The sequence below is a fragment of the Rhodanobacter sp. Root480 genome, from assembly GCF_001426645.1.
Lineage (GTDB): Bacteria > Pseudomonadota > Gammaproteobacteria > Xanthomonadales > Rhodanobacteraceae > Rhodanobacter > Rhodanobacter ginsenosidimutans.
Genome location: NZ_LMEX01000001.1, coordinates 1,196,664 through 1,220,524, shown reverse-complemented (window position 1 = coordinate 1,220,524; position 23,861 = coordinate 1,196,664). Strand labels below are relative to the sequence as shown.

At 65.6% G+C, this 23,861-nt stretch carries 22 protein-coding genes; 11 read left to right on the top strand and 11 right to left on the bottom strand.

The features are described 5' to 3' along the window. Positions 1-67: 67 nt before the first annotated feature. Both ASD22_RS05750 and ASD22_RS05745 read left to right on the top strand, forming a co-directional pair. Entirely contained in the window at positions 68-1,210 is a 1,143-nt protein-coding gene (locus tag ASD22_RS05750; protein ID WP_056080064.1) for a pyridoxal phosphate-dependent aminotransferase, read from the top strand. A 2-nt stretch (positions 1,211-1,212) separates the two neighbouring features. After that, positions 1,213-2,013, top strand: a complete 801-nt coding sequence (locus tag ASD22_RS05745) for an amidohydrolase (protein WP_056080061.1) — start codon at positions 1,213-1,215, stop codon at positions 2,011-2,013. 108 nt (positions 2,014-2,121) lie between these two features. On the opposite strand, the gene arsC is transcribed toward ASD22_RS05745, so the two are convergent. Genes arsC through ASD22_RS05725 form a run of 4 tightly spaced genes read right to left on the bottom strand, consistent with a single transcriptional unit; the run spans position 2,122 to position 5,870 of the window. Beyond that, positions 2,122-2,466: an arsenate reductase (glutaredoxin) gene (gene arsC / locus ASD22_RS05740; protein ID WP_056080058.1), complete on the bottom strand. Its 345-nt coding sequence runs from the start codon at positions 2,464-2,466 to the stop codon at positions 2,122-2,124. Between the two features lie 31 nt (positions 2,467-2,497). Next, entirely contained in the window at positions 2,498-4,036 is a 1,539-nt protein-coding gene (locus ASD22_RS05735; protein WP_056080055.1) for a pseudouridine synthase, read from the bottom strand. Continuing rightward, positions 4,033-4,902 (bottom strand): SMC-Scp complex subunit ScpB, encoded by an 870-nt coding sequence (gene scpB / locus ASD22_RS05730; protein ID WP_056080052.1) that lies wholly within the window; start codon positions 4,900-4,902, stop codon positions 4,033-4,035. Before scpB ends, ASD22_RS05735 begins: the two co-directional genes overlap by 4 nt. Positions 4,903-4,937: 35 nt before the next feature. After that, complete coding sequence (locus tag ASD22_RS05725) at positions 4,938-5,870, bottom strand: ScpA family protein (protein ID WP_056080049.1); 933 nt, start codon at positions 5,868-5,870, stop codon at positions 4,938-4,940. Positions 5,871-6,761: 891 nt separating this feature from the next. Between ASD22_RS05725 and ASD22_RS05720 the strand changes: the two genes are divergently transcribed. Continuing rightward, complete coding sequence (locus tag ASD22_RS05720) at positions 6,762-7,127, top strand: PilZ domain-containing protein (RefSeq protein WP_200946322.1); 366 nt, start codon at positions 6,762-6,764, stop codon at positions 7,125-7,127. A 52-nt stretch (positions 7,128-7,179) separates the two neighbouring features. Here the strand turns inward: ASD22_RS05720 and ASD22_RS05715 are convergent, their stop codons facing one another. Further along, the gene (locus tag ASD22_RS05715; protein ID WP_056080045.1) at positions 7,180-8,877 is read right to left on the bottom strand and encodes an AMP-binding protein; all 1,698 of its coding nucleotides are present in this window, start codon (positions 8,875-8,877) and stop codon (positions 7,180-7,182) included. 139 nt (positions 8,878-9,016) lie between these two features. Between ASD22_RS05715 and ASD22_RS05710 the strand changes: the two genes are divergently transcribed. Continuing rightward, complete coding sequence (locus ASD22_RS05710; RefSeq protein ID WP_056080042.1) at positions 9,017-9,463, top strand: hypothetical protein; 447 nt, start codon at positions 9,017-9,019, stop codon at positions 9,461-9,463. Between the two features lie 88 nt (positions 9,464-9,551). On the opposite strand, the gene acnA is transcribed toward ASD22_RS05710, so the two are convergent. Then, positions 9,552-12,305 carry an aconitate hydratase AcnA gene (gene acnA, locus ASD22_RS05705; RefSeq protein WP_056080039.1) on the bottom strand — a complete coding sequence of 918 codons (2,754 nt, stop codon included), beginning with the start codon at positions 12,303-12,305 and terminating at the stop codon, positions 9,552-9,554. Between the two features lie 230 nt (positions 12,306-12,535). On the opposite strand from acnA, the gene ASD22_RS05700 reads away from it, so the two are divergent. Beyond that, positions 12,536-13,462, top strand: a complete 927-nt coding sequence (locus tag ASD22_RS05700) for a LysR family transcriptional regulator (RefSeq protein ID WP_056080036.1) — start codon at positions 12,536-12,538, stop codon at positions 13,460-13,462. A 123-nt stretch (positions 13,463-13,585) separates the two neighbouring features. Here the strand turns inward: ASD22_RS05700 and hflD are convergent, their stop codons facing one another. The 3 genes from hflD to ASD22_RS05685 are packed head-to-tail and all read right to left on the bottom strand — an operon-like array spanning position 13,586 to position 15,846. Continuing rightward, positions 13,586-14,209 (bottom strand): high frequency lysogenization protein HflD, encoded by a 624-nt coding sequence (hflD, locus tag ASD22_RS05695; RefSeq protein WP_007081866.1) that lies wholly within the window; start codon positions 14,207-14,209, stop codon positions 13,586-13,588. A gap of 36 nt (positions 14,210-14,245) precedes the next feature. Then, positions 14,246-15,355 carry a tRNA 2-thiouridine(34) synthase MnmA gene (gene mnmA / locus ASD22_RS05690; protein WP_056080033.1) on the bottom strand — a complete coding sequence of 370 codons (1,110 nt, stop codon included), beginning with the start codon at positions 15,353-15,355 and terminating at the stop codon, positions 14,246-14,248. Next, positions 15,352-15,846 (bottom strand): NUDIX hydrolase, encoded by a 495-nt coding sequence (locus ASD22_RS05685; protein WP_056081029.1) that lies wholly within the window; start codon positions 15,844-15,846, stop codon positions 15,352-15,354. The genes mnmA and ASD22_RS05685 overlap by 4 nt, the downstream gene beginning before the upstream one ends. Before the next feature lie 110 nt (positions 15,847-15,956). Between ASD22_RS05685 and clpS the strand changes: the two genes are divergently transcribed. Both clpS and clpA read left to right on the top strand, forming a co-directional pair. After that, positions 15,957-16,283 (top strand): ATP-dependent Clp protease adapter ClpS, encoded by a 327-nt coding sequence (gene clpS / locus ASD22_RS16340; RefSeq protein ID WP_007081869.1) that lies wholly within the window; start codon positions 15,957-15,959, stop codon positions 16,281-16,283. 64 nt (positions 16,284-16,347) lie between these two features. Next, complete coding sequence (gene clpA / locus ASD22_RS05675) at positions 16,348-18,615, top strand: ATP-dependent Clp protease ATP-binding subunit ClpA (protein WP_056080025.1); 2,268 nt, start codon at positions 16,348-16,350, stop codon at positions 18,613-18,615. A 132-nt stretch (positions 18,616-18,747) separates the two neighbouring features. Here the strand turns inward: clpA and infA are convergent, their stop codons facing one another. Beyond that, entirely contained in the window at positions 18,748-18,966 is a 219-nt protein-coding gene (infA, locus tag ASD22_RS05670) for a translation initiation factor IF-1 (RefSeq protein WP_007081871.1), read from the bottom strand. 101 nt (positions 18,967-19,067) lie between these two features. Then, positions 19,068-19,343, bottom strand: coding sequence for a polyhydroxyalkanoic acid system family protein (locus ASD22_RS05665; RefSeq protein ID WP_040670856.1), 276 nt, complete (start codon positions 19,341-19,343; stop codon positions 19,068-19,070). A gap of 109 nt (positions 19,344-19,452) precedes the next feature. Here ASD22_RS05665 and ASD22_RS05660 point away from each other — a divergent pair, with 109 nt between their 5' ends. The 4 genes from ASD22_RS05660 (at position 19,453) to aroA (ending at position 23,851) form a co-directional block, all read left to right on the top strand. Then, positions 19,453-20,214: an FHA domain-containing protein gene (locus ASD22_RS05660; protein WP_056080023.1), complete on the top strand. Its 762-nt coding sequence runs from the start codon at positions 19,453-19,455 to the stop codon at positions 20,212-20,214. 67 nt (positions 20,215-20,281) lie between these two features. Continuing rightward, entirely contained in the window at positions 20,282-21,367 is a 1,086-nt protein-coding gene (serC, locus tag ASD22_RS05655) for a 3-phosphoserine/phosphohydroxythreonine transaminase (protein ID WP_056080020.1), read from the top strand. Positions 21,368-21,440: 73 nt separating this feature from the next. Next, the gene (pheA, locus tag ASD22_RS05650; protein WP_056080017.1) at positions 21,441-22,529 is read left to right on the top strand and encodes a prephenate dehydratase; all 1,089 of its coding nucleotides are present in this window, start codon (positions 21,441-21,443) and stop codon (positions 22,527-22,529) included. A gap of 17 nt (positions 22,530-22,546) precedes the next feature. Continuing rightward, positions 22,547-23,851, top strand: coding sequence for a 3-phosphoshikimate 1-carboxyvinyltransferase (gene aroA, locus ASD22_RS05645; protein ID WP_056080014.1), 1,305 nt, complete (start codon positions 22,547-22,549; stop codon positions 23,849-23,851). Positions 23,852-23,861: the final 10 nt, after the last annotated feature.

Here is a 23,861-nt window from a genome sequence, read left to right as displayed (position 1 = left end):
CAATGCGCAGGGCAGCGTCGATATAATGTCCCATTCCCGATTCAGGCATCCAGACGGCCAAATCATCATGATCGAAACCAAGCTTCCGAAAGTCGGCACCACCATCTTTACCGTGATGAGCCAGCTGGCGCTGGAACACAAGGCGGTGAACCTGGGGCAGGGCTTTCCGGATTTCGAACCACCGCAGCCGCTGCGCGATGCGCTTGCGCGCGCCATGGATGAAGGCCGCAACCAGTACGCGCCGATGCACGGCACCGCCGGCCTGCGCGAGCAGATCGCGCTGAAGACCGAGCGGTTGTATGGCCGCAAGGTCGACGTCGACCGCGAGATCACGGTGACCTCCGGCGCCACCGAAGCCCTGTTCGCGGCGATGGCGGCGGTGGTTCGCGCGGGCGACGAGGTGATCGTGTTTGACCCGGCCTACGACAGCTACGAGCCGGCGATCGACTTGCAGGGCGCCCGCGCGGTGCACATCCCGCTGACTGTACCGGCGTTCTCGATCGACTGGCAGCGCGTGCGCGACGCGATTACGCCGAAAACCCGCATGATCCTGGTCAACAGCCCGCACAACCCATCGGGCGCCGTGCTGTCGGCGGGCGACCTGGACGAGCTGGCGGCGATCGTGCGCGACACGTCCATCGTGGTGTTGTCCGACGAGGTCTACGAGCACATCGTGTACGACGGCGCGCAGCACCAAAGCGTGCTGCGCCATCCGGAGCTGGCCGAGCGCAGCTTTGTGATCTCCTCGTTCGGCAAGACCTACCACTGCACGGGCTGGAAGGTCGGTTACGCGATCGCGCCGCCGGCGTTGTCGGCCGAGTTCCGCAAGGTGCATCAGTACCTCACGTTCTGCACGTTCCATCCGGCGCAGGTGGCATTTGCCGAGTTCATGGCCAGCAGCCCCGAGCATTACCTGGAGTTGCCGGCGTTCTATCAGGCCAAGCGCGATCGGTTCCGCGCCTTGCTGGCACCGTCGCGCTTCAAGCTGCTGGATGTGCCGGGCGGTTATTTCCAGCTGGTCGACTATTCGGCGATCCGCGATGAAGACGATGTGGCCTTCAGCCGCTGGCTGGTGGAGCAGGGCGGCGTGGCAGGGATTCCGTTGACGCCGTTTTACGAGACCGCGCCCGGCACGCGATTGTTGCGGCTGTGTTTCGCCAAGAGCGACGCCACCATGGAGGCGGGCGCCGAACGCCTGTGCCGGCTGTGAGCATGCAGCCGTTGAAGGTCTCGCTGGTGCAGGGCGCCACCCGCTGGCACGACGCACCGGCCAATCGCGACTACTACGGCGCGCTGGTGCGCCAGGCCAAAGGCAGCGACCTCATCGTGCTGCCGGAAACCTTCCTGTCCGGCTTCAGCAACGACACCCGCGCCAGCGCGGAAACCATGCAGGGCGAAGGCCTGGCCTGGCTGCGTGCGCTGGCGGCCGAGGTAGGCGCGGTGATCTGCGGCAGCCTGGCGATCCTGGAAGATGGCGTGGTTTACAACCGTTTGCTGTGGATGCAGCCCGACGGCAGTTTCCAGCAATACGACAAACGCCACCTGTTCCGCATGGCTGGCGAACACACCCGCTACGGCGGCGGCAATGCGCGTCTGATCGTGACGCTGAAAGGCTGGCGCATCCTGCCGCAGGTTTGCTACGACCTGCGTTTTCCGGTGTGGCTGCGCAATCGCCGGCTGGCCGTTGCGGAGGGCGGCATGGATTACGACCTGGCGCTGTTCGTCGCGAACTGGCCCGCACCGCGACGCCATCCGTGGCGCACGCTGCTGCGCGCCAGGGCGATCGAAAACCTCAGCTACGTGATCGGCGTGAACCGCGTCGGCGTGGACGGCAACGAGTTGCCGTATGCCGGCGACAGCGTGGCGGTTGATCCGGTAGGTGAGGCGTTGATCGAGCTCGGTGCGCAGGAACAGGTGGCCACCGTGACGCTGGACCCGGCGGTGCTGCTGGCGCATCGCGAGCGCTTTCCCGCATGGATGGATGCGGATGCGTTTTCGCTGGACCTCGACTGATACCGGGTTCCCCGCACGGGGATAACCCCCTGTAGGAGCGGCTTCAGCCGCGACCTGGCCTTGCCGTTACCCCGGGTCGCGACTGAAGTCGCTCCTACAGGAGCGCGCTCAGAGTATCGCGAGCACCGTCTCCGGCGGGCGGCCGATGGCGGCCTTGCCGTTGGCGACGACGATCGGGCGCTCGATCAGTTTCGGGTGCGCCACCATCGCCGCGATCAGGGCAGGTTCGTCGAGTGATTCGTCCGCCAGCCCCAGCGTCTGGTATTCCGCTTCACCCGTGCGCAACAGCGCACGGGCGGTCATCCCCAACTGCTTCAGCAACACGGCCAGCTCGGCCGCGGTGGGCGGGTTGTCGAGGTAGTTGATGACCTCGATGTCGTCGCCACGCGCTTCCAGCAAGGCCAGTGTGGCGCGGGATTTGGTGCAGCGGTTGTTGTGGTAGATACGCACCATCGTTAGTGGCTCCGATCAGTTTGCGACCGGCTCAGCGGTTGCCCGAGCGATTGCCGCCACGGCCACCCGGCGGGCGTCCACCGGCGGCGCCGCCGTGTCCATGCGGACGACCGGCTCCCTGCGAACGGTTGCCACCCTGACCCTGCGGTCGGCCGGCGCCTTGGGGACGGTTGCCACCCTGGCCTTGCGGACGACCGCCGCCAGCCTGATTGCCGTGCGCGCGATTGCCCTGACCCTGCGGCCGTGCGCCCGGGGCGCGATTGCCGTTGCCACCGCCGGTGCCGCGCGATTCGCCGCCGAAGCCGCTATACGGGTTGCCGCCGCTGCGGTTCTCGCCACCGGCGCGTGCGCCGAACGGCTTGCCGCCCGCGGGGCGACGATTGCCAGCACCACCGGCGGTGTTGCCGCGCGGTGCGCCGCCAGCGCGGTTCGCGCCGTCGCGGCTTTCACCGGCGAACCAGGTGCGTACCGAGGGCAGTTCCTGGCCCGGCGCCACGCGCCGGCCGCGGCCGGCGCCACCGCTGCGTGCGCCGCCGGCACGCTCGGGGCGGGCCACGTTACCGTTGACTTCCTTGCCGTCGCGCCGCGGCGGCTTGCGGCCACGGGTGGGCTCTTCGCGGATGCGGTCAAACGCGCGTATCTCGCGGGCTTCGTCCTGGCCGCCGGTCCAGGCGGTGCCGGCGCCGCGCTCGGGGCGGTATTCGGTGACGCTGCGGTTGGCGCGGCGCTGGTGCAGCACCGGGCTCAGGGTCAGCACCGGTTGCGGCGCGCCCAGGCCAGTGGTCTGGCGCAATTTTTTTACCGCTTCGGCATCGAGTGGCTCGCAGTCGCCGCGGCGCAGGTTGCGCGGCAGTTCGATCTGGCCGTAGCGGATGCGCTTGAGGCGGCTGACCAGGAAGCCCTGCGAATCCCACAGGCGGCGCACTTCGCGGTTGCGACCCTCGCGGATCACCACGCGGAACCAGCTGTGGCTGCCGCCACGGCTGATCACGGCGATTTCGTCGAAACGGGCGGGGCCATCGTCCAGCTCCACGCCGGCCTTCAACCGCTCGATGATCTCGTCGGGCACTTCGCCATGCACGCGGCACAGGTATTCGCGCTCGAGGCCGCTCTTGGGGTGCATCAGGGCGTTGGCCAGTTCGCCATCGGTGGTCAGCAGCAGCAGGCCGGTGGTGTTGATGTCCAGGCGGCCCACGGCGACCCAGCGCGCACCCTTCAGGCGCGGCAGCTGTTCGAACACGGTGGGGCGGCCTTCGGGGTCGTCGCGCGTGGTCAGCACGCCTTCGGGCTTGTGGTAGATCAGCACTTCGGTGTCGTCGCGGCTGTCGGTAGCCACCACGAACTGCTTGCCGTCGAGCGTGACGCGATCGCCGGCATGCACGCTGGTGCCGATTTCGGCACGCGTGCCGTTGAGCTCGACTTCGCCGGACTGGATGCGCACTTCGAGCGTGCGGCGCGAGCCCAGGCCCGCGTTGGCCAGCACCTTGTGCAGGCGCTCTTCCAGTTGGGCGGCGGCTTCGTCGCGCGGTTCGCGCTTCAGGGACAGGACGGATTTTTGCGGCGCAGTCATGCGCGGTACTCCTCGGAATCTTGGCTTGCGGCGTCGGGTTCGACGTCCGCGGCGGGGTTCGCTGCCTCATCGGCAGTGGCAATCGGGTTGGCGACGGCGGGGCTCGTGTCGGAGCCGGTCTCGTCGGACTCGGGTGAAGCGGCCGGCATGTCAGCACTGGTCGCGTTGTCGGTTTCGTGGTGATCGGCATCCGCGTCGTCGGCGGCTGCCTGGATGTCGGTGGTGCTTGCGTCGTCTTCCGCTTCCGCTTCGTCCGGCACGGCGTCGTCCGGATCGATGGGCAGGTCGCGTTCGACGCGGGCGGGCAGGGGTTCGGGTTCGAAGCGCAGCTGCGGGTCTTCCATGTCGCGGATTTCCGACAGCGGCGGCAACTGGTCCAGCGATTTCAGGTTGAAGTAGTCCAGGAACGCGCGGGTGGTGCCGAACAGCGCCGGCTTGCCAGGCACGTCGCGGTAACCGACCACGCGGATCCACTCGCGCTCCTCCATCGTCTTGATGATGTTGGAGGAAACCACCACGCCACGGATCTGCTCGATCTCGGGGCGGGTGATCGGCTGGCGGTAAGCGATCAGGGCCAGTGTCTCCAGCATCGCGCGGGAGTAGCGGCTGGGCCGCTCGGTCCACATCCGCGAGATCCATGGATGCACGTCCTGGCGCACCTGGTAGCGGAAGCCGGAGGCGACCTCCTTCAACTCGACGCCACGGCCTTCGCAATCGCCGGCCAGTGCTTCCAGCGCGCGGGCGATCTGTTCGTGACCGACTTCATCGGTTTCATTGAACAGGTCGCCGAGCTGATGGGTGGTCATCGGCTGGCTGGAGGCCAGCAGCGCGGCCTCGATGATGGGTTTGATTTGCTCGATCTGCATAACCTTGGGTCGGATGCCGATTCAATAAATGTCGTTCATTCGCCGAACGCGTCGTTGCGTGCCGGTGTATCCGCCTGGCCGGAATCGTCCGCCAGGTCGGCGAGGTCTTCGCCGTGGCTGATCTTTGCCTTGACGTAGATCGGTGCCAGCGGCGCCTCCTGCACGATTTCCACCAGCATTTCCTTGGCCAGCTCCAGCATCGACAGGAAGGTCACCACGATGCCCAGACGCCCCTCGGCGGGGTCGAACAGGCTTTCGAAGCGATGAAAGCTGTTGTCGTCCAGCCGGCTCAGCAACTCGCCCATGCGCTGCCTTACGCTGAGCGCCTCGCGCTTGATCGCGTGGTGCCCGAACAGTTCGGCCCGGTGCATCACGTCTTTCAGGGCCAGCAGCAGTTCGGTCAGCTCCAGCGGCGGCGGCAACCTGATCACGTTGCGCTCGCCCGTTTCGGCATGTACCACCACGGTGTCGCGCTCGACCCGCGGCAACGCCTCGATGTCTTCCGCGGCCCGCTTGAACCGTTCGTACTCCTGCAGGCGCCGCACCAGTTCGGCGCGCGGATCCTCTTCCAGCCCTTCTTCCAGCGGCGGTCGCGGCAGCAGCAGCCGCGACTTGATCTCGGCCAGGATCGCGGCCATCAGCAGGTATTCCGCCGCCAGTTCCAGTCGCATCACATCGCGCATCAGCTCGATGTAGCTCATGTACTGCCGGGTGATCTCGGCCACCGGGATGTCCAGGATGTCCAGGTTCTGCCGGCGGATCAGGTACAGCAGCAGGTCCAGCGGCCCCTCGAACGACTCCAGGATCACCTCGAGCGCGTCCGGCGGGATGTACAGATCCTGCGGCATCTGCAGCATCGGTTCGCCGCGCACGATCGCCAGCGGCATTTCCTGCTGCTGCGGCACCGACGCGAACGCATCCTGCGGTGCGGTTACCAGGCTCTGGGGCTCGACCGGCTCAGTGCTCATCAATGCATGTCGTAAAGGCCGCCTTCAGCGGCTGGCAGTGCGTTCAACGTGATTGGAACCCGTCCATTTACCGGGATGCCCCGCGGCAATGTCCGTACTTGGAGCGCGCCTCAATGCGTCATTCCCGGCTACATCTGGTTCAGCTGTCAATGGCGAACGGCAAGATTGCCTGGCGCCGTTGCCGACATGACGAAGCCACTCGATGGCGGTTCGGTCATGTGGGTTGACCGTCTCCGCGGTGCGTCGCAATCCGCCGTCACAGCGGCAATGACGTCAGCCAGAGATGGTGGAGCCCCGGTTTCGCTGGTTGCTTGTCGGTGGTCGTTATCGGTCTGCCCGAGCACCGGTTGACTGTCCCGCCAGCGCAATGCGCTGCAAGCCTGTTGCCGGGGAACCACGCGTGGTCGAAGCGTAACGGCTGCCACAGGACAAGTCCAGCCTTATATCGGATACACGTGCGGGGTTTCGTTCATGCCGGCGCGTTCCGGCGGCAGGGCGATCCGCCCAGGACCGGATGTCGGCAGCCGGGCGTGATGTGACCCAATTGGTCGCTGTGACGCTCCGGGTAACCCCGCATCCATCGACGGGACAGGGCGCATCACGGTCGGGAATGGGTGCACACTTGCCGACAGGACGGGTACGCCAGCGGGAATGGATCATCAGGCGATCCGTCCGTTGCAACCGCTACCACTGGCGCAGTGGCTTCGTGGCGTGGCATGTTGATTGCTTGACCACGCATGAGCCCCACTGCAAACGGTTGTCTGCTGCCGTTGCGGGGTGCATATCGGCAGCCCCGGATGTCATTGGCGCTGCCTGGTCAAGGATGCGGGGTGGCAACGAATGAACATGCTTTGTGGTGCCAGACGCCATCGTGGGTGGAAGGAATCTTTGATGATCGACGAAAACGAACGAGACGACGCCGGCGCGCCATACGAACAATTGCGACCGGCTCGAATGCAGATCGAGACCACCGTGTTGATGTGTCGCGGCGACAAATCCCACCCCACCGAACTGGTTGATATCTCCGCGACGGGGGCGTTGTTGCGCCGACCGCTGGGCTGGGTCGGCGAACCGGGGCAGAGTTGGGTGCTCGACATGATTTTCGGGCACAACCTGCACATCCATCTGCAGGCGGAGGTGGCGCGTATATCCGAGCACCACATCGGTTTTTCCTATACCCACATTCCCGAAGACAAGCAGGTACCGCTATGGAATCTGCTGGGCGGCTATGCCGACATCCTGGAGAACTGGAAGTAGGTCCGCTCGACCCACGAGGTCGCGCCTGCGTGTCCGCAGGCGCTGAACCCGATCAGCTGGCGCTTGCCGGCGTTGGCTTGTGCTCGTCGCGCAGCTCGCGGCGAAGGATCTTGCCCACATTGCTCTTGGGCAACGCATCGCGGAATTCGATCAGCTTGGGCCGCTTGTAGCCGGTGAGGTTTTCGCGGCAGAAGGCCTTCAGTGCCTCGATGGTCAGGTTCGGGTCCTTGCGCACCACGAACAGTTTCACCACCTCGCCGGAATGCTCGTCGGGCAGGCCAACAGCCGCCACCTCGGCCACGCCGGGATGCTGCATCACGGCGTCCTCGACCTCGTTCGGATACACGTTGAAGCCGGACACCAGGATCATGTCCTTCTTGCGGTCGACGATATAGACGTAGCCGCTCTCGTCCATCCGTGCGATGTCGCCGGTGTGCAACCAGCCTTCGGCATCCAGCACATTGGCGGTTTCGTTGGGGCGGTTCCAGTAACCCTTCATCACCTGCGGGCCACGCACCATCAATTCGCCGATCTCGCCGATGGGCAGGGGCTGGCCGTCTTCCGACCATATCGCCACGTCGGTGGAGGGGATCGGCAGGCCGATCGAGCCGTTGTAGGCGGCCAGGTCCAGCGGGTTGATGCACACCGCCGGCGAGGTCTCCGTGAGGCCGTAGGCTTCGGCCAGGGTGCAGCCGGTGGTTTTTTTCCAGCGCTCCGCCACCGACCGCTGCACCGCCATGCCGCCGCCGAGCGTCAGGTGCAGGCGCGAGAAATCCAGTTCGGCAAAACCGGGCGTGTTGAGCAGGCCGTTGAACAGCGTGTTGACGCCGGTGATCGCAGTGGGCCGGGATTTTTTCAGCTCCTTGACGAAGCCGGGCATGTCGCGCGGGTTGGTGATCAGCCAGTTCAACCCGCCCAGGCTCATGAACACCAGTCCGTTCGCCGTCAGCGAAAAGATGTGGTACAGCGGCAGCGCGGTGATGATGACTTCCTCACCCGGCGTGACCAGCTCGGTGCCGATCCACGCGCTGGCCTGCAACATGTTCGCCACCATGTTGCCGTGGGTCAGCATGGCACCCTTGGCCACGCCAGTGGTGCCTCCGGTGTATTGCAGGAAGGCCAGGTCGTCCCGCGTGAGTGTCACCGCGGGCAACGGATGGGTGGCGCCACGTGCCAGTGCATCGCGGAACCGCACCGCCTGCGGCAACCGGAACGACGGCACCATCTTCTTGACGTGCTTGAGCACGAAATTGATCAGCGCACCCTTGGGGAAACCGAGCATGTCGCCGATGCCGGTGGTCACAATGTGCTCGATCTGCGTGCCGGCCAGCGACTGCTGCAGCGTGGCCGCAAAGTTGTCCAGCACCACGATGGCCTTGGCGCCGGAGTCTTCCAACTGGTGTTTCAGTTCTCGCGCGGTGTACATCGGGTTGGTATTGACCACCACCAACCCCGCACGCAGCGCACCGAACAGCACGATTGGATACTGCAGCACGTTGGGCATCATGATCGCGACGCGATCACCCTTGGCGAGCTTCAGGACGCCGGTGAGGTAGCCGGCGAACTGGCGGCTCAACTCATCGACCTGGCCGTAGCTGAGCTGCTTGCCGAAACTGGAGAACGCCGGCCGCTGACGGAACTGCGCGAACGCTTCCTCCACCACGGCCACCACCGATGCGTAGCGGCCCGTATCGATCTGCGCGGGGACGCCCGCCGGATAATTCGCCAGCCACGGACGCTCATTGCTCATGCTCGGGTTCCCTGTTTGTCGATGACCATGGACCGCATGGATTCACAACGGTGGCACTATCCGTCATCAACCACGCATTCCAATTCATTGGAACATGCGCCCGCGTATAGCGGCAAGCCGCACCGCAACGAGTCCCGCCATGATCCGACCGAAGAAAACGATCCTCATCGCAGGTGCGCTTGTCCTGCTTGCGCTGGTGCTGCCGGGCTGTCGCCGCACGCCGGATGAAACGCGGGTACGCGAGGCGATCGTCGCCATGGCGCAGGCAGCCGAGGCCGGTTCGGCCGGGGATCTGGCCGAGCCGCTCAGCGAGGATTTCGACGGCAACGCAGGCAGGCTGGACCGGCGCAAGTTGACCGGCATGGTTCGTTTGCTGGCGCTGCGCGGCGACCATGTCGGCGTCACGATGGGGCCGGTGTCGATCGAGCACCGCGGTGAGCGGATGGTGGCCACGTTCACGGTCACATTGACCAGCGGTGGCAAGCTGCTGCCTGACCAGATGGGCGTGTATCAAGTCGAATCGGCGTGGCGCAACGAGGATGGCGATTGGCGTTGCTACACCGCGACGTGGAAACGCGTGATGTAGGGCCGTTCGCGGGATTCGCCAGGCATGGCCAGGTTCAAAAAAAGCGCCCCTTTCGGGGCGCTCCTTTTTTTCCAGGTGGCACTGAAACTCAGGCGGCTTTCTTGCCTGCCAGCTGGCGCAGCACGTATTGCAGGATGCCGCCGTGACGGAAGAAGTCGCGCTCCTTCGGGGTCAACAGCATCACGTGCACGGTGAACTGCCTGGTGCTGCCATCCGGTGCGGTGGCGGTGACGGTGGCTTCCTTCGAACGGCCGTCATCCAGACCGCTGATGTCGAACGTTTCGTTGCCGGTCAGGCCCAGCGTCTTGGCGTTCTCGCCGTCCTTGAACTGCAGCGGCAGCACGCCCATGCCGACCAGGTTCGAGCGATGGATGCGCTCGAAGCTCTCGGTGATCACGGCCTTCACGCCCAGCAGCAATGTGCCCTTGGCCGCCCAGTCGCGCGAGGAGCCGGTGCCGTATTCCTTGCCCGCAATGACCACCAGCGGCGTGCCCGATGCCTTGTACTTCATCGCGGCGTCATAGATTGCCATTTGCTCGCCGCTGGGGATGTGGCGGGTGAAGCCGCCTTCGACGCCGTCCAGCATCTGGTTCTTGATGCGGATGTTGGCGAAGGTGCCGCGCACCATCACGTCGTCGTTGCCGCGGCGCGAGCCGTAGGAGTTGAAGTCGATCGGCTGCACGCCACGCTCGATCAGGAAGCGACCGGCGGGTGAATCCTTCTTGATCGAACCGGCCGGCGAGATGTGGTCGGTGGTGATCGAGTCGCCGAACAGGCCCAGGCAACGTGCGCCGTGGATGTCCTCGACCTTGTTCAGTTCCATCGTCATGCCGTCGAAGTACGGCGGGTTCTTGATGTAGGTGGACGCTTCGTCCCACGCGTACAGCGCGCCGTCCGGCGAGGCGATGGCGTTCCAGCGCTCGTCGCCCTTGAACACGTCGGCATAGTTCTTCTTGAACATGTCCGAGGTGACCGCGCTGGCCAGCAGGTCGCTGATTTCCTGGTTGCTCGGCCACACGTCCTTGAGGAACACGTCCTTGCCATCGGAACCCTGGCCCAGCGGTTCGGTGGTGAGGTTGATGTCAAGCGAGCCGGCCAGCGCGTAGGCGACCACCAGCGGCGGCGAGGCCAGGTAGTTCATCTTCACTTCGGCGTGCACGCGGCCTTCGAAGTTGCGGTTGCCGGAAATCACGGCGCCCACGGTGAGGTCACCGGTGCTGATCGCCTGGCTGATTTCCTGCGGCAGCGGGCCGGAGTTGCCAATGCAGGTGGTGCAGCCGTAGCCGACCAGGTAGAAGCCGGTTTTTTCCAGCTCGGTCAGCAGGCCGGTCTTTTCCAGATAATCGGTGACGACCTTGGAGCCCGGTGCCAGCGACGTCTTCACCCACGGCTTGGCCTTCAGGCCACGCGCGGCGGCTTTTTTGGCGACCAGGCCGGCGGCCAGCATCACGGCGGGGTTGGAGGTGTTGGTGCACGAAGTGATCGCGGCGATCACCACCGAGCCGTCGCCGACCTTGAAGCTGTCGCCATTCATCTCGACCCGCACACGGCCGTCGGCGATCGTGTTGTTCGGGTTGCCGATGGCGGTGGCGCCGCCCTCGCTGGCAAAGGCCTCCGCCGCACCGTTCTTCGGCGCGCGATTGACCGTGGTGGCACCCAGGCTGTCGTTGTAGTTCTGCTTGACGTCGGTCAGCAGCACGCGATCCTGCGGGCGCTTCGGGCCGGCCATCGACGGCTTGACGTCGGCCAGGTCCAGCTCCAGCGTGGTGGTGAATTCGGCGTGCGGGCTGTTCTCGTCATGCCACAGGCCCTGGGCCTTGGCGTACGCCTCGACCAGCGCGACCTGCTCGTCGCTGCGGCCGGACAGGCGCAGGTAGCGCAGCGATTCGGCGTCGACCGGGAAGATGCCGCAGGTGGCGCCATATTCCGGTGCCATGTTGCCGATGGTGGCGCGATCGGCCAGCGCCAGATGCTGCAGGCCCGGGCCGAAGAATTCCACGAACTTGCCGACCACGCCCTGCTTGCGCAGCATCTGCGTCACGGTCAGCACCAGGTCGGTGGCGGTGGCGCCCTCGGGCAGCTTGCCCGACAGCTTGAAGCCGACCACCTGCGGAATCAGCATGGACGACGGCTGGCCCAGCATGGCCGCCTCGGCCTCGATGCCGCCCACGCCCCAGCCCAGCACGCCCAGGCCGTTGACCATGGTGGTGTGCGAGTCGGTGCCGAACACGGTGTCCGGGTAGGCCCACTGTTGGCCGTCGACCTCATTGGCCATCACCACGCGGGCCAGGTGCTCCAGGTTCACCTGGTGCACGATGCCGGTACGCGGCGGCACCACCTTGAAATCGGTGAGGGCTTTCTGGCCCCAGCGCAGGAAGCTGTAGCGGGCCTGGTTGCGCTCGAATTCGATGGCGACGTTCTTTTCCAGCGCGTCTTCGCTGCCGAACACGTCGACCTGCACAGAGTGGTCGATGACCAGTTCGGCCGGCGACAGCGGGTTGATCAGGGTCGGGTCACCGCCCAGCGCCTTCATCGCGTCGCGCATCGCCGCCAGGTCGACCACGCACGGCACGCCGGTGAAGTCCTGCAGCAGCACGCGGGCGGGCATGAAGGAGATTTCGGTGTCCGGCTCCTTCTTCGCGTCCCAGGTGGCGACCGCTTCGATTTCCTTGCTGGTCACGTCCACGCCATCCTCGTGGCGCAGCAGGTTTTCCAGCAGGATCTTCATCGAATACGGCAGCCGCTTCAGGTCGAAGCGCTGGCCCAGCTTGGCGAGGCTGGCAAAGGCGTATTGCTTGCCGTTGACTTCGAGTGTGTCGCGTGCGGAAAAGGTGTCTTTCATGGGAAGCTCCTGGCTGAATCCTGCGGCTGGGATGATGACCACGGCGACGGTTGGCCGTCCCGGCAAATTTGCCAATTATCGCCCAAACGCGGGGAACTCGCGAACGAATACCCGCAGGTTGGCGTCACGGAATGGCGGAAACGTCTGCAATGCCGCGCGACGAGTAGACTTCGGCGACCGTCTACCCAGCATGGGGTCCGCATACCCGTGGCGCAAACGCTTTTGATGACATGCAGCATTCGATGATTTCGACCACCCTGGCGGCAGTGTCGCTGCGTGATCTCGCGCTGGTGCAGGCGGTGCATCGCCATGCCAGTTTCAACAGCGCCGCGCGCGCCATGCACATCAGTCCGTCGGGCCTGTCGCACCAGGTGCAGAAGGTGGAACAGGCGCTGGGCGCGCCGCTGTTCGAACGCGGTGGCCGCAGCATCGTGCCTACCGCGGGCGGCCGTCGCCTGCTGCAGCAGATCGACGCGGTGCTGGCTGCAGCCGAGCACCTGCAGCAACTGGCTCGCGCCGGCGCGGTGGCCTTTGGTGGCGAATTGCGGCTGGGTTTGCCGGCGTCGCTGGGGCCGTACCTGTTGCCGCATCTCATTTCGCCGTTCCCGCAGCATTTTCCGGGTGCCCGGCTGGTGATTTCCGAAGGCAAGCCGCGTGGCCTGCTGCGCCGCCTGCACGAAGGTGAACTGGATGCGGTGCTGGCGCCGCTGGTTCCCGCCATCAGCGGCATCGCGATGAAGCCGCTGTTTTTCGAGCCGTGGGAACTGATGCTGCGCGCCGACCACGCGCTGGCCAGCCAGCGCAGCGTGACGCTGGAGCAGCTCGACCCGGCCCAGGCCACGCTGATGGCCGAGAGCCACGCCGACGGCCTGGGCGGTGATGGCGCCGATCACGGCCACGTGCAGGATGTGAGTCTGGAAAGCCTGGCGGCGCTGGTCAGTCTGCGTGGCGGTTACGCGCTGGTGCCCGCGCTGGCGCATGAGCGGCTGGCGTCGATGCCGAATATCGTGCTGGCCAAACTGAAAGGGCAGGCCACCGGCCGCGAGATCGCGTTGTACTGGCGCGACGCGTCGCCGTGGCAGGACAACCTTCAGGTATTTGCCACCTTGCTGCGCCGGCTGGCGCGGGCGCGTCCGGGGCTGAAGTTGCTGGGTTAAGTACGCGGGTTCCCGGCACTGCTTTTTTGTAGGAGCGGCTTCAGCCGCGATGCTTCTGCTTCTGGAGTTCCAAAACAAGAGCGTCGCGGCTGAAGCCGCTCCTACAGGGCGGCGCGCCGCCGCTCAGCCGTTGTCCAGCATCGCGCCGGTCAGCAATCCGCGCGCCAGCATGCTGCACTGGCGCCGATACAGCAGCAGTTGCCACTGGCGGCCGCCCACCTGACGCCACAACACGGCCGAACGCACGGCGGCCAGCAGGTTGGCGCGAATCTTCTCCACCACCGCCGGTTGCTGCAACTGTTGCGGGTTGCCGTTGACCATCACGCGCGGGGTCAGCAAAGACAGGGTGGAGACATACAGCTCCGCCAGCCGCCCCGTGACCTGCTGCGATGCCTGCCCGAAATGCTCCACCTGGCGCTGCGCCGCAACGATGCCCTGCTGCAGCTGCTCAAGCAGGTCCGGGCGTGCGGACAGGCTGCGTTCCAGCCGCATCACGGTGACCACCATGCGCGTCAGCGCCATGTCGCGGTCGCTCTCGTCCAGTTGCGACACCAATCGGCGCAAGCCCGGCCGCATGGTGGCCACCGAGCCGTAAACGCCCACCACCGACGGCGCGTCGATGCGGAAAATGCTGGCCACGCCCGCTTCCATCGCGGCGTCGTCGCAGCGCCCTTCGTTGGCCAGCTTCTGCGCCAGCGAGCACGCCTGGAAGATGCCGGCCAACGCCAGCACCCGCTCTTCATTCATCGAAAAAGTTTCAAACACCAGAACGTGACTCGCTGATCAAGAGGAGAGGAGAGGTGGCAGGCCACCATAGGTGGCGTCGGTGGCGGCGATCACGGCGCCACCGAGGCAGGCCTCGCCATCATAGAGAACCACCGATTGGCCGGGGGTGACGGCGCGCTGGGGTTCGTCGAAGCGTACCTCCAACCGGTCGGCATGCACCGTGACTTCGCAGGCCTGGTCGAACTGGCGATAACGAGTGCGCGCCGTGCAGCGGAAGTGCGACGCGGGCGCCTCGCCGGCGACCCAGCTCGGCGCTTCCGTTTCCAGCCGGTGCGAATGGAGCCAGTGGTTCTCGCCGCCCTGCGCCACGTACAGCACATTGCTCGCGACATCCTTGCCCACCACGAACCAGGCCTCGCCACTGGCGCCATGGCGCCCGCCGATGCCCAGGCCGTTGCGCTGGCCCAGCGTGTAATACATCGCACCCTGGTGCTCACCGATCAGTTCCCCCTCGGGCGTGCGCATCTCGCCGGGGCGGGCAGGGATGTACTGCGCCAGAAAGCTGCGGAAATCGCGTTCGCCGATGAAGCAGATGCCGGTGGAATCCTTCTTGGCATGGGTGGGTAGCGCCGCTTCGCGGGCCAGTTCGCGAACCCGCGGTTTCTCGATGCCGCCCAGCGGAAACAGCGTGGCGGACAGCTGCTGCTGGCCCAGCGCGTGCAGGAAATAGCTCTGGTCCTTGGCCGCATCCACGGCGCGCAGCAGCCGGTAGCGACCATCGCGCCGATCCACGCGGGCGTAGTGGCCGGTGGCGATCTTCTCCGCGCCCAGTGCCTGCGCCTCGTGCAGGAACGTCTTGAACTTGATCTCGCGGTTGCACAGCACGTCGGGATTGGGCGTGCGGCCGGCGCGGTATTCGTCGAGGAAATGGGCGAACACGCCATCCCAGTACTCTGCCGCGAAATTTCGCGCATGGAACGGGATACCCAGCCGTCCGCATACGGCCACCGCGTCCTTGCGGTCGGCATCGGTGGTGCACGGCCCGCTGCGCTCGTCCTCCTCCCAGTTCTGCATGAACAGGCCCTCGACCTCGTGGCCGGCCTGTTGCAGCAGCAAGGCGGCGACCGAGGAATCGACGCCGCCGGAAATGCCCAGCATCACCTTCATGCGGGCGTGTCCGGCGGGTTGCCCGGCAGGTAGTCCAGGGTTTGCAACGGCAAGCGCTGGCCCGCCAGCCAGGCGTCGATGCTGAGCAGCACCAGCGGGCTGCGCACGCGATCGCCCAAGGCAGCGATTTCGGCGCGGGTCAGCCACAGCGCGCGATGGATGCCGGTGTCCAGCGCTCGGGCCGGGTCGTGGCTCACGGCACGCGCCGCGAAGCTGAAGCGGACCACGCTCTCGCCATGCTCGGTACTGCGCCATTGCTGCACGCCGATGAGGTGCTGCAGCTCGACCGTCCAGCCGGTTTCCTCCAGCGTCTCGCGCAACGCGGCGTCGGTGAGGCTTTCGTGGTCTTCCAGGTGGCCCGCGGGCTGGTTGTAGGCGAGGCGACCGCAGGCATCTTCCTCCACCATCAGGTAGCGGTCGCCATTGGCGACGACACAGGCCACCGTGACATGGGGACACCAGACATTTCGCGGGGTAAGTGAATCAGGCATGGGCAGGCACTGGAAAAGCGCCCATTGTGCCATTACCTCATGCAGTTCTCGCCGCGGGGCGCCAAGTACCGCAGCGTATACTCGGTATCGAAAACAACACTCAAGAACTCATGGCCCACGAATCCGAACACGAACATGATCACGGCCGGGGACTGGCGGTGGAATCGGCCAAGCCGGAGGTGGCGCGACCACCCCTGTTTCGGGTATTGCTGCTCAACGACGACTTCACCCCGATGGATTTCGTGGTTGAAGTGTTGCGTGGCTTCTTCAACCTCGACCAGGAGCAGGCGGTACAGGTGATGTTGCACGTGCATACTCGTGGACGCGGCGTTTGCGGGGTTTTTACCCGGGAGGTGGCCGAGACCAAGGTGACCCAGGTAAACGAATATTCACGCGCTCATCAGCACCCATTGTTGTGCACTATGGAAAAGGCTTGAGCACCCCCATTTTGGTGGGCATGGCGACAACAAGTCGCTTCCAACCTCAGCGGAGTCGATCCGAATGTTCAGCAAGGATCTCGAAGTCACCATCGGCCATTGCTACAAGCAGGCCCGGGAGCAACGCCACGAGTTCATGACCGTGGAACACCTGTTGCTGGCGCTCACCACCAACCAGTCGGCGCTGGGCGCATTGCGCGCATGCGGCGTCGACCTGCCACGCTTGAGCAGCGAGCTCGAGCGCATCATCGCCGAGACCGTGCCGGTGCTGCCGCAAGGCGATGAGCGCGATACGCAACCGACGCTGGGTTTCCAGCGCGTACTGCAGCGCGCGGTCTACCACGTGCAATCCTCCGGTCGGAAGGAAGTCACCGGCGCCAACGTGCTGGTGGCGATCTTCGGCGAGAAGGATTCGCATGCGGTGTACTTCATGCACCAGCAGGAGATCACCCGCCTCGACGTGGTCAATTACATCTCGCACGGCATCGCCAAGATCGGCGAAGAGCCGGCTGCCGGTTCCGCCAGCGGGCAGGAGCGCGAGGGCGAGGAAGGCGAGGCCAAGGGCAACCCGCTGCACGAGTTCGCCAGCAACCTCAACGAACTGGCGCTGGAAGGCAAGATCGACCCGCTGATCGGTCGCACCGACGAGATCGAACGCACCATCCAGGTGCTGTGCCGCCGCCGCAAGAACAACCCGCTGTACGTGGGCGAGGCCGGCGTGGGCAAGACCGCGCTGGCCGAGGGCCTGGCCAAGCGCATCGTGGACGGTGAAGTGCCGCAGGTGCTGGAGGAAGCCACCATCTGGTCGCTCGACCTGGGCGCGCTGGTGGCCGGCACCAAGTATCGCGGTGATTTCGAGAAGCGCCTGAAGGGCGTGATCACCCAGCTGAAGAAACAGCCGGGCGCGATCCTGTTCATCGACGAGATCCACACCATCATCGGCGCCGGCTCCGCCTCGGGCGGCACCATGGACGCGTCCAACCTGATCAAGCCGATGCTGGCGTCGGGCGAGCTGCGCTGCATCGGCTCGACCACGTTCCAGGAATACCGTGGCGTGTTCGAGAAAGACCGCGCCCTGGCGCGGCGCTTCCAGAAAATCGACGTGGTCGAGCCCACCGTGGCCGACAGCATCGAGATCCTGAAGGGCCTGCGTTCGCGCTTCGAGGAGCATCACCACGTCGCCTACACCAACGAGGCGCTGAAGGCCGCGGTGGATCTTTCCGTCAAGCACATTCCCGACCGGCTGCTGCCGGACAAGGCGATCGACGTGATCGACGAGGCCGGCGCGCGCCAGCGCCTGCTGCCGGATGACGAGCGCACCGGCACCATCGACGTGGGCGAGGTGGAATACATCGTCGCCAAGATGGCGCGGATTCCCGCCAAGCAGGTCTCCGCCTCCGACCGCGATGTGCTGCGCAATCTCGAGCGCAATCTGAAGATGGTGGTGTTCGGGCAGGACCCGGCGATCGAGGCGCTGGCCGCTTCGATCAAGATGGCCCGTTCCGGCCTGGCCGATCCGTCCAAGCCGATCGGCTGCTTCCTGCTGGCCGGCCCTACCGGTGTGGGCAAGACCGAGGTCACCAAACAGTTGGCGATGCAACTGGGCATCGAGATGATCCGCTTCGACATGTCCGAATACATGGAGAGCCACTCCGTGTCGCGGCTGGTCGGCGCGCCTCCGGGCTACGTCGGCTTCGACCAGGGCGGGCTGTTGACCGAGGCGGTGGTGAAGCATCCGCATGCGGTGCTGCTGCTGGACGAGATCGAGAAGGCCCACCCGGACGTGTTCAACATCCTGCTGCAGGTGATGGACCGCGGTGTGCTCACCGACACCAACGGTCGCGAGGCCAACTTCAAGAACGTGGTGGTGGTGATGACCACCAACGCGGGCGCGGCGCTGGCTTCGCGGCGCAGTATCGGTTTCGTGGAACAGAAGCACGAGTCCGATGCGATGGAAGTGATCCGCCGCATCTTCACTCCGGAGTTCCGCAACCGGCTGGACGCGATCATCCAGTTCAGCGCGCTGGATTTCGAGCACATCCTGCGCGTGGTGGACAAGTTCCTGATCGAGCTGGAAAGCCAGCTTGCCGAGAAGCAGGTGGTGCTGGACGTGGATGCGGACGCCCGCCACTGGCTGGCCGAGCATGGCTTCGACGCGCAGATGGGTGCACGCCCGATGGCCCGCGTGATCCAGGAGAAGGTGAAGCGGGCACTGGCCGACGAGTTGTTGTTCGGCAAGCTGGCTGACGGCGGCAAGGTGCGGCTCAGCGTGCGTGACGGCGAGCTGCAGGTCGATTGCGAGGCCAGCGAGAAGTTTCCGGTAGTGGTGTAACCGGTAACTGCGCTCAAACGCGAGGCAAAACAAAGGCGGCGCATTGCGCCGCCTTTTGTCTTCGAGCATCCGGATCGCGCCAGTTGAGTGCAGGCCGTGGCAAAGCCAACGGGCCGACTACGTCACGCCGGTTTACTTCATGCGGTAGGTGATCCGCCCCTTGCTCAGGTCGTACGGGGTCATTTCGATCTTGACCTTGTCGCCCGTGAGGATGCGGATGTAATGCTTGCGCATGCGGCCGGAAATATGGGCGATGACAACATGCCCATTCTCCAGTTGTACGCGAAACATGGTGTTGGGCAAGGTCTCCTGGACCGTACCCTCCATTTCGATGACGTCGTCTTTTGCCATGTGGTCCGGTGTTCGTGCACAGCCATCGTGGCTGCGTAAGCCGACGAGTATGCCACGGATGTGGCCCTGGTCAAAGAATCATCAGTCGCGACCGCCCGGGGTCAGGCGAAGTGCTCGTCGAGCTTGCGCTGGATTTCCTGCTCGATCATGCCTTTCATCGGCGACAGCATCAGGCCCAGTTCGGCGTTGACCAGGATCTCGCTGGCACCGATGGCGATGTCGCCCTTGACGCCTGGCCGGGTGAAGCGCAACGCATCCCCCTGCCACTCGCATGCCATGCCGAACTTTTCGCGCATGCGCGCGGCGATCTGGTCGATCACCGAGCGGGCCTCGGCAGGCGTCATCTGGTGGGGTCGTTTCAGCTGGATTCTGGACATGCCGCGCTCCGCAGTAAGCCGCGTAGTTTAAGGCAGCGGTGCCTTCGGTTGCACGGCGGTTTGGCGGCTTGCGCATGCTAGAGTTTCGCTTCTCCTGCCTGGTACAGCGATGCGCATCGAGTTTCCCCGTTCGGCCCGCGAGGACTTCCTCTGGACGCAGCCTCAACTGCGCATCGGCAGCGCGCCCGACAACGACCTGGTGCTGGCGGCCAGCCATGCCGCGGAGCATCACGTGCGGATCCAGCACGATCGTCGCGGCTGGGTGCTGCAGGTGCTTTCCTCCGCCGCGCGCATCCACGTAAACGCGCGCCCCGTACGCGAGCGGGCGTTGCTGCGCGCCGGTGACGTGGTCAGCGTGGGCGGTTGCCGCATGCTGTTGCGCGACGACGAAGACCCGGCGCGGCGCGCGGCCTTGCAGGTGTCGCAGGAAGGGCGTTGCACCGTGGCGCTGCGGGCCGTGGGTGGGCCACTGTCGGGGCGCGTGCTGTCGTTGCGCGACAGTCTCGAACTTGGCTCGCAGAGCCGCGTGCCGCTCGACCTGCCGCAGGGCGAGCAGGCTTCGCTGCGCATTTTCTGGCACGACGGCGAACTGATGCTGGAGGCCGGCCAGGCTTCGGCCAATTACCCCTTGCGCGTCAACGGGGTCGTGACCGGGCGGCTGGCGCTGCAGCCGGGCGACCAGATCGGCGTGGCCTCGCATCGCTTCGTGGTGGATGCGCCCGGCATGATGCCCGAGGCGCCCATGCCCGAACTGCACCTGCCGATCGCGCCCGAAGTCGTGGCCGGACCGCGCGGTGAAGTCTGGTGGCTCATCGTTACCGCAGCGGTGCTGGCGCTGGGTATCGCGATGGTGTTGCTGATCCGTTTCTGATGGCGCCGCTTGACCGGCGGTTGTTGCGCTGCGCCATAATACTTGACCTACCTAGGGAGCCATCGCAGTGAGCAGAATCTGGAATTTCAGCGCTGGTCCGGCGGCGTTGCCGCTGGCCGTGCTCGAACGTGCGCAGCGTGACATGCTGGACTGGAACGGCAGCGGCGCATCGGTGATGGAGCAATCCCACCGCGGCAAGCGCTTTGGCGAACTGGCTGCGCAGACTGAAACCGACCTGCGCCAGCTGATGGCCATTCCGGATGATTACGCGGTGCTGTTCCTGCAGGGCGGCGCCACCCAGCATTTCGCCCAGATCCCGATGAACCTGGCGGCCCCTGACGGCAGTGCCGATTACCTGATCACCGGTCACTGGGGCGAAAAGGCCGCAAGTGAAGCGGCGCCGTACGTGCGGGTGAACGTGGCTGCCAGCAGCAAGGCGCAAAGCTATCTGCGCATGCCGCCGCGCGCGGAGTGGCAGCTCGATCCGAATGCCGCCTACGTGCACTACACCTCCAACGAAACGATCCACGGCGTGGAGTATCACGACGTCCCCGACGTGGGCGACGTGCCGCTGGTGGCGGACATGTCCTCCAACATCCTGTCCGAGCCCATCGACGTTTCGCGGTTCGGGCTGATCTACGCCGGCGCGCAGAAGAACATCGGCCCGGCCGGCTTCGTGGTGATGGTGATGCGGCGCGACCTGCTGCAGCGGGCTACGCGCCCGATGGCGCGGATTCTTCGCTACGCCGAACACGCCGCCGCCGGTTCGATGCTCAACACGCCCAACACCTGGGGCTGGTACATCACCGGCCTGACCCTGCAGTGGCTGAAGGAGCAGGGCGGCCTGGCAGCCATGGCCGAGCGCAATCGCGCCAAGGCCGAGACCTTGTACCAGGCCATCGATGGCTCGGGCGGTTATTACCGCAACCCCGTCGACGTGGCCGCGCGTTCGCGCATGAACGTGCCTTTCACCCTGCACGACAGCGCGCTCGACGCCGCTTTCCTGCAGGAATCCGAAGCGGCCGGGCTGATCGCGCTGAAGGGCCACAAGGCGCTCGGTGGCATGCGCGCGTCGCTGTACAACGCGGTGCCGTTCGAAGCGGTCGAGGCGTTGACCGGCTTCATGCAGGACTTTGCCAAGCGCCACGGGTAATGGCCGGGGACGGGCTCTTCAGGCAAGATGCCCGTTCATCATTTGGACTTCTTTCCATCCAGGCGGCTGAACCATGAGCGACCCCAAGATCTCGCTGAGTGACATGCGCGAGCGCATCGACAGCATCGACCGCCAGATCCAGGAGCTGATTTCCGAGCGTGCGCGCCGCGCGCAGGAAGTGGCACAGGTGAAGGGCGCCGGGCTTTCCGCGATCGACTATTACCGCCCCGAGCGCGAGGCGCACGTGCTGCGCATGGTGGTCGACCGCAACGACGGCCCGCTGCCCGATACCGAAATGGTACGGTTGTTCCGCGAAATCATGTCCTCCTGCCTGGCGCAGGAAGACCCCCTGAAGATCGGCTATCTCGGCCCCGAGGGCACCTTCAGCGAACAGGCCGTGCGCAAGCATTTCGGCCACGCCGCCTACAGTCTGCCGCTGGGCAGCATCGAGGAAGTGTTCCAGGAAGTCGCCGCCGGCAATGCCGATTTCGGCGTGGTGCCGGTGGAGAATTCCGGGCAGGGCATGATCCAGATAACGCTGGATCTGTTCCTCACCTCCGAGGCGATCATCTGCGGCGAGGTGGAGCTGCGCGTGCACCAATGCCTGCATTCGCAGAACGGCCGGCTGGAGGACGTCAAGCGTGTCTATGCCCACGCGCAGTCACTGCAGCAGTGCAAGAGCTGGCTGCGGTTGAACCTGCCCACGGTGGAATGCATTGCCGTCAGCAGCAATGCCGAGGCCGCACGCCTGGCGCGCCACGCCGACGACGTGGCCGCCATCGCTGGCGAAACCGCCGGGCGCGTGTACGGCCTTAAAACCGTGGCCGAGGCGATCGAGGATCGCGCCGACAACACCACCCGTTTCCTGGTCATCGGCCGCTCGCTGTTCCCGCCGTCGGGCAACGACCGCACCTCGCTGCTGGTCACCGTCAACGACAAACCCGGCGCGCTTTACGACGTGCTCAGCCCGCTGGCCAGGCACAAGGTGAGCATGAACCGCATCGAGTCGCGACCGGCTCACACCGGCAAATGGCAGTACGCCTTCTTCATCGACATCTCCGGCCACATTTCCGACGAGGGCGTGCAGGCGGCAGTGAAGGAGATCGACGGCAACGCCGGCACCGTGCGCGTGCTTGGTTCCTACCCGGTGGCATTGCCTTGAACGCAGGAGAGGGTGGAGTGAATTCATTTGACTGGGTCAGCGGCCAGGGCCAGCCATTGCACGGCAGCGTGCGTATTCCCGGTGACAAGTCGATATCCCATCGTTCGCTGATGCTGTCTGCGCTGGCCGATGGCACGTCGCGCATCCGCGGTTTTCTCGAAGGTGAGGACACCCGCGCCACGGCGGCGGTCCTGGCGCAACTCGGGGTGAAGATCGAAACGCCCGCCGAGGGCGAGCGTCTGGTGCACGGCGTGGGCCTGCACGGTTTGCGCGCCGCGGCGGAACCGCTCGATTGCGGCAACGCAGGCACTGGCATGCGCTTGCTGGCGGGTTTGCTGGCGGGGCAGGCGTTCGACAGCACCTTGATCGGCGACGCCTCGCTGTCGAAGCGTCCGATGCGGCGGGTCACCGATCCGCTGGGCCAGATGGGCGCACGCATCGATACGCAGGAAGGTTTGCCGCCGCTGCATATCCATGGCGCGCAGCCATTGCATGGCATTCGCTACGCGTTGCCGGTGGCCAGCGCCCAGGTAAAATCCGCCCTGCTGCTTGCCGGGCTGTACGCCGCAGGCAGCACCGAGATCATCGAACCGCATCCCACCCGCGATTACACCGAGCGGATGCTGGCGGCGTTCGGTTGGCCGATCACGTTCTCGCCAGGCCACGCGAAGCTCGATGGCGGCCACGCGCTGCATGCCACCGATGTCGACGTACCGGCGGACTTTTCCTCGGCGGCGTTCTTCCTGGTGGCGGCGAGCATCGTGCCCGGTTCCGAACTGCGCCTGCCAGCGGTGGGCCTCAACCCCCGACGTACCGGTTTGCTTCAGGCGCTGCGGTTGATGGGTGCGGATATCCAGATCGAAAACCCCCGCGAAAGCGGCGGCGAGCCGGTGGGTGATCTGCTGGTGCGTCACGCACCGCTGCACGGCATCGAACTGCCCGAGGCGCTGGTGCCGGACATGATCGACGAGTTCCCGATCCTGTTCATCGCCGCCGCGGTGGCCAACGGTCGCACCGTGGTGTGCGGCGCCGCCGAGCTGCGGGTGAAGGAATCCGACCGCCTCGCCAGCATGGCCACCGGCCTGCGCGCGCTGGGTGCACGCATCGAGGAAACGCCCGACGGCGCGATCATCGACGGCGGCGCGCTGGGTGGCGGTGAAGTGCAAACCCACATGGATCACCGCATCGCCATGAGCTTCACCGTGGCCGGCCTGGTCGCCACCGCGCCGGTGCGCGTGCGCGATTGCAGCCATGTCGCCACCTCGTTCCCCGGCTACCGGGAACTGGCCAACGCCTGCGGCTTCGCCATCGCATCCGTGTAGGAGCGCACCC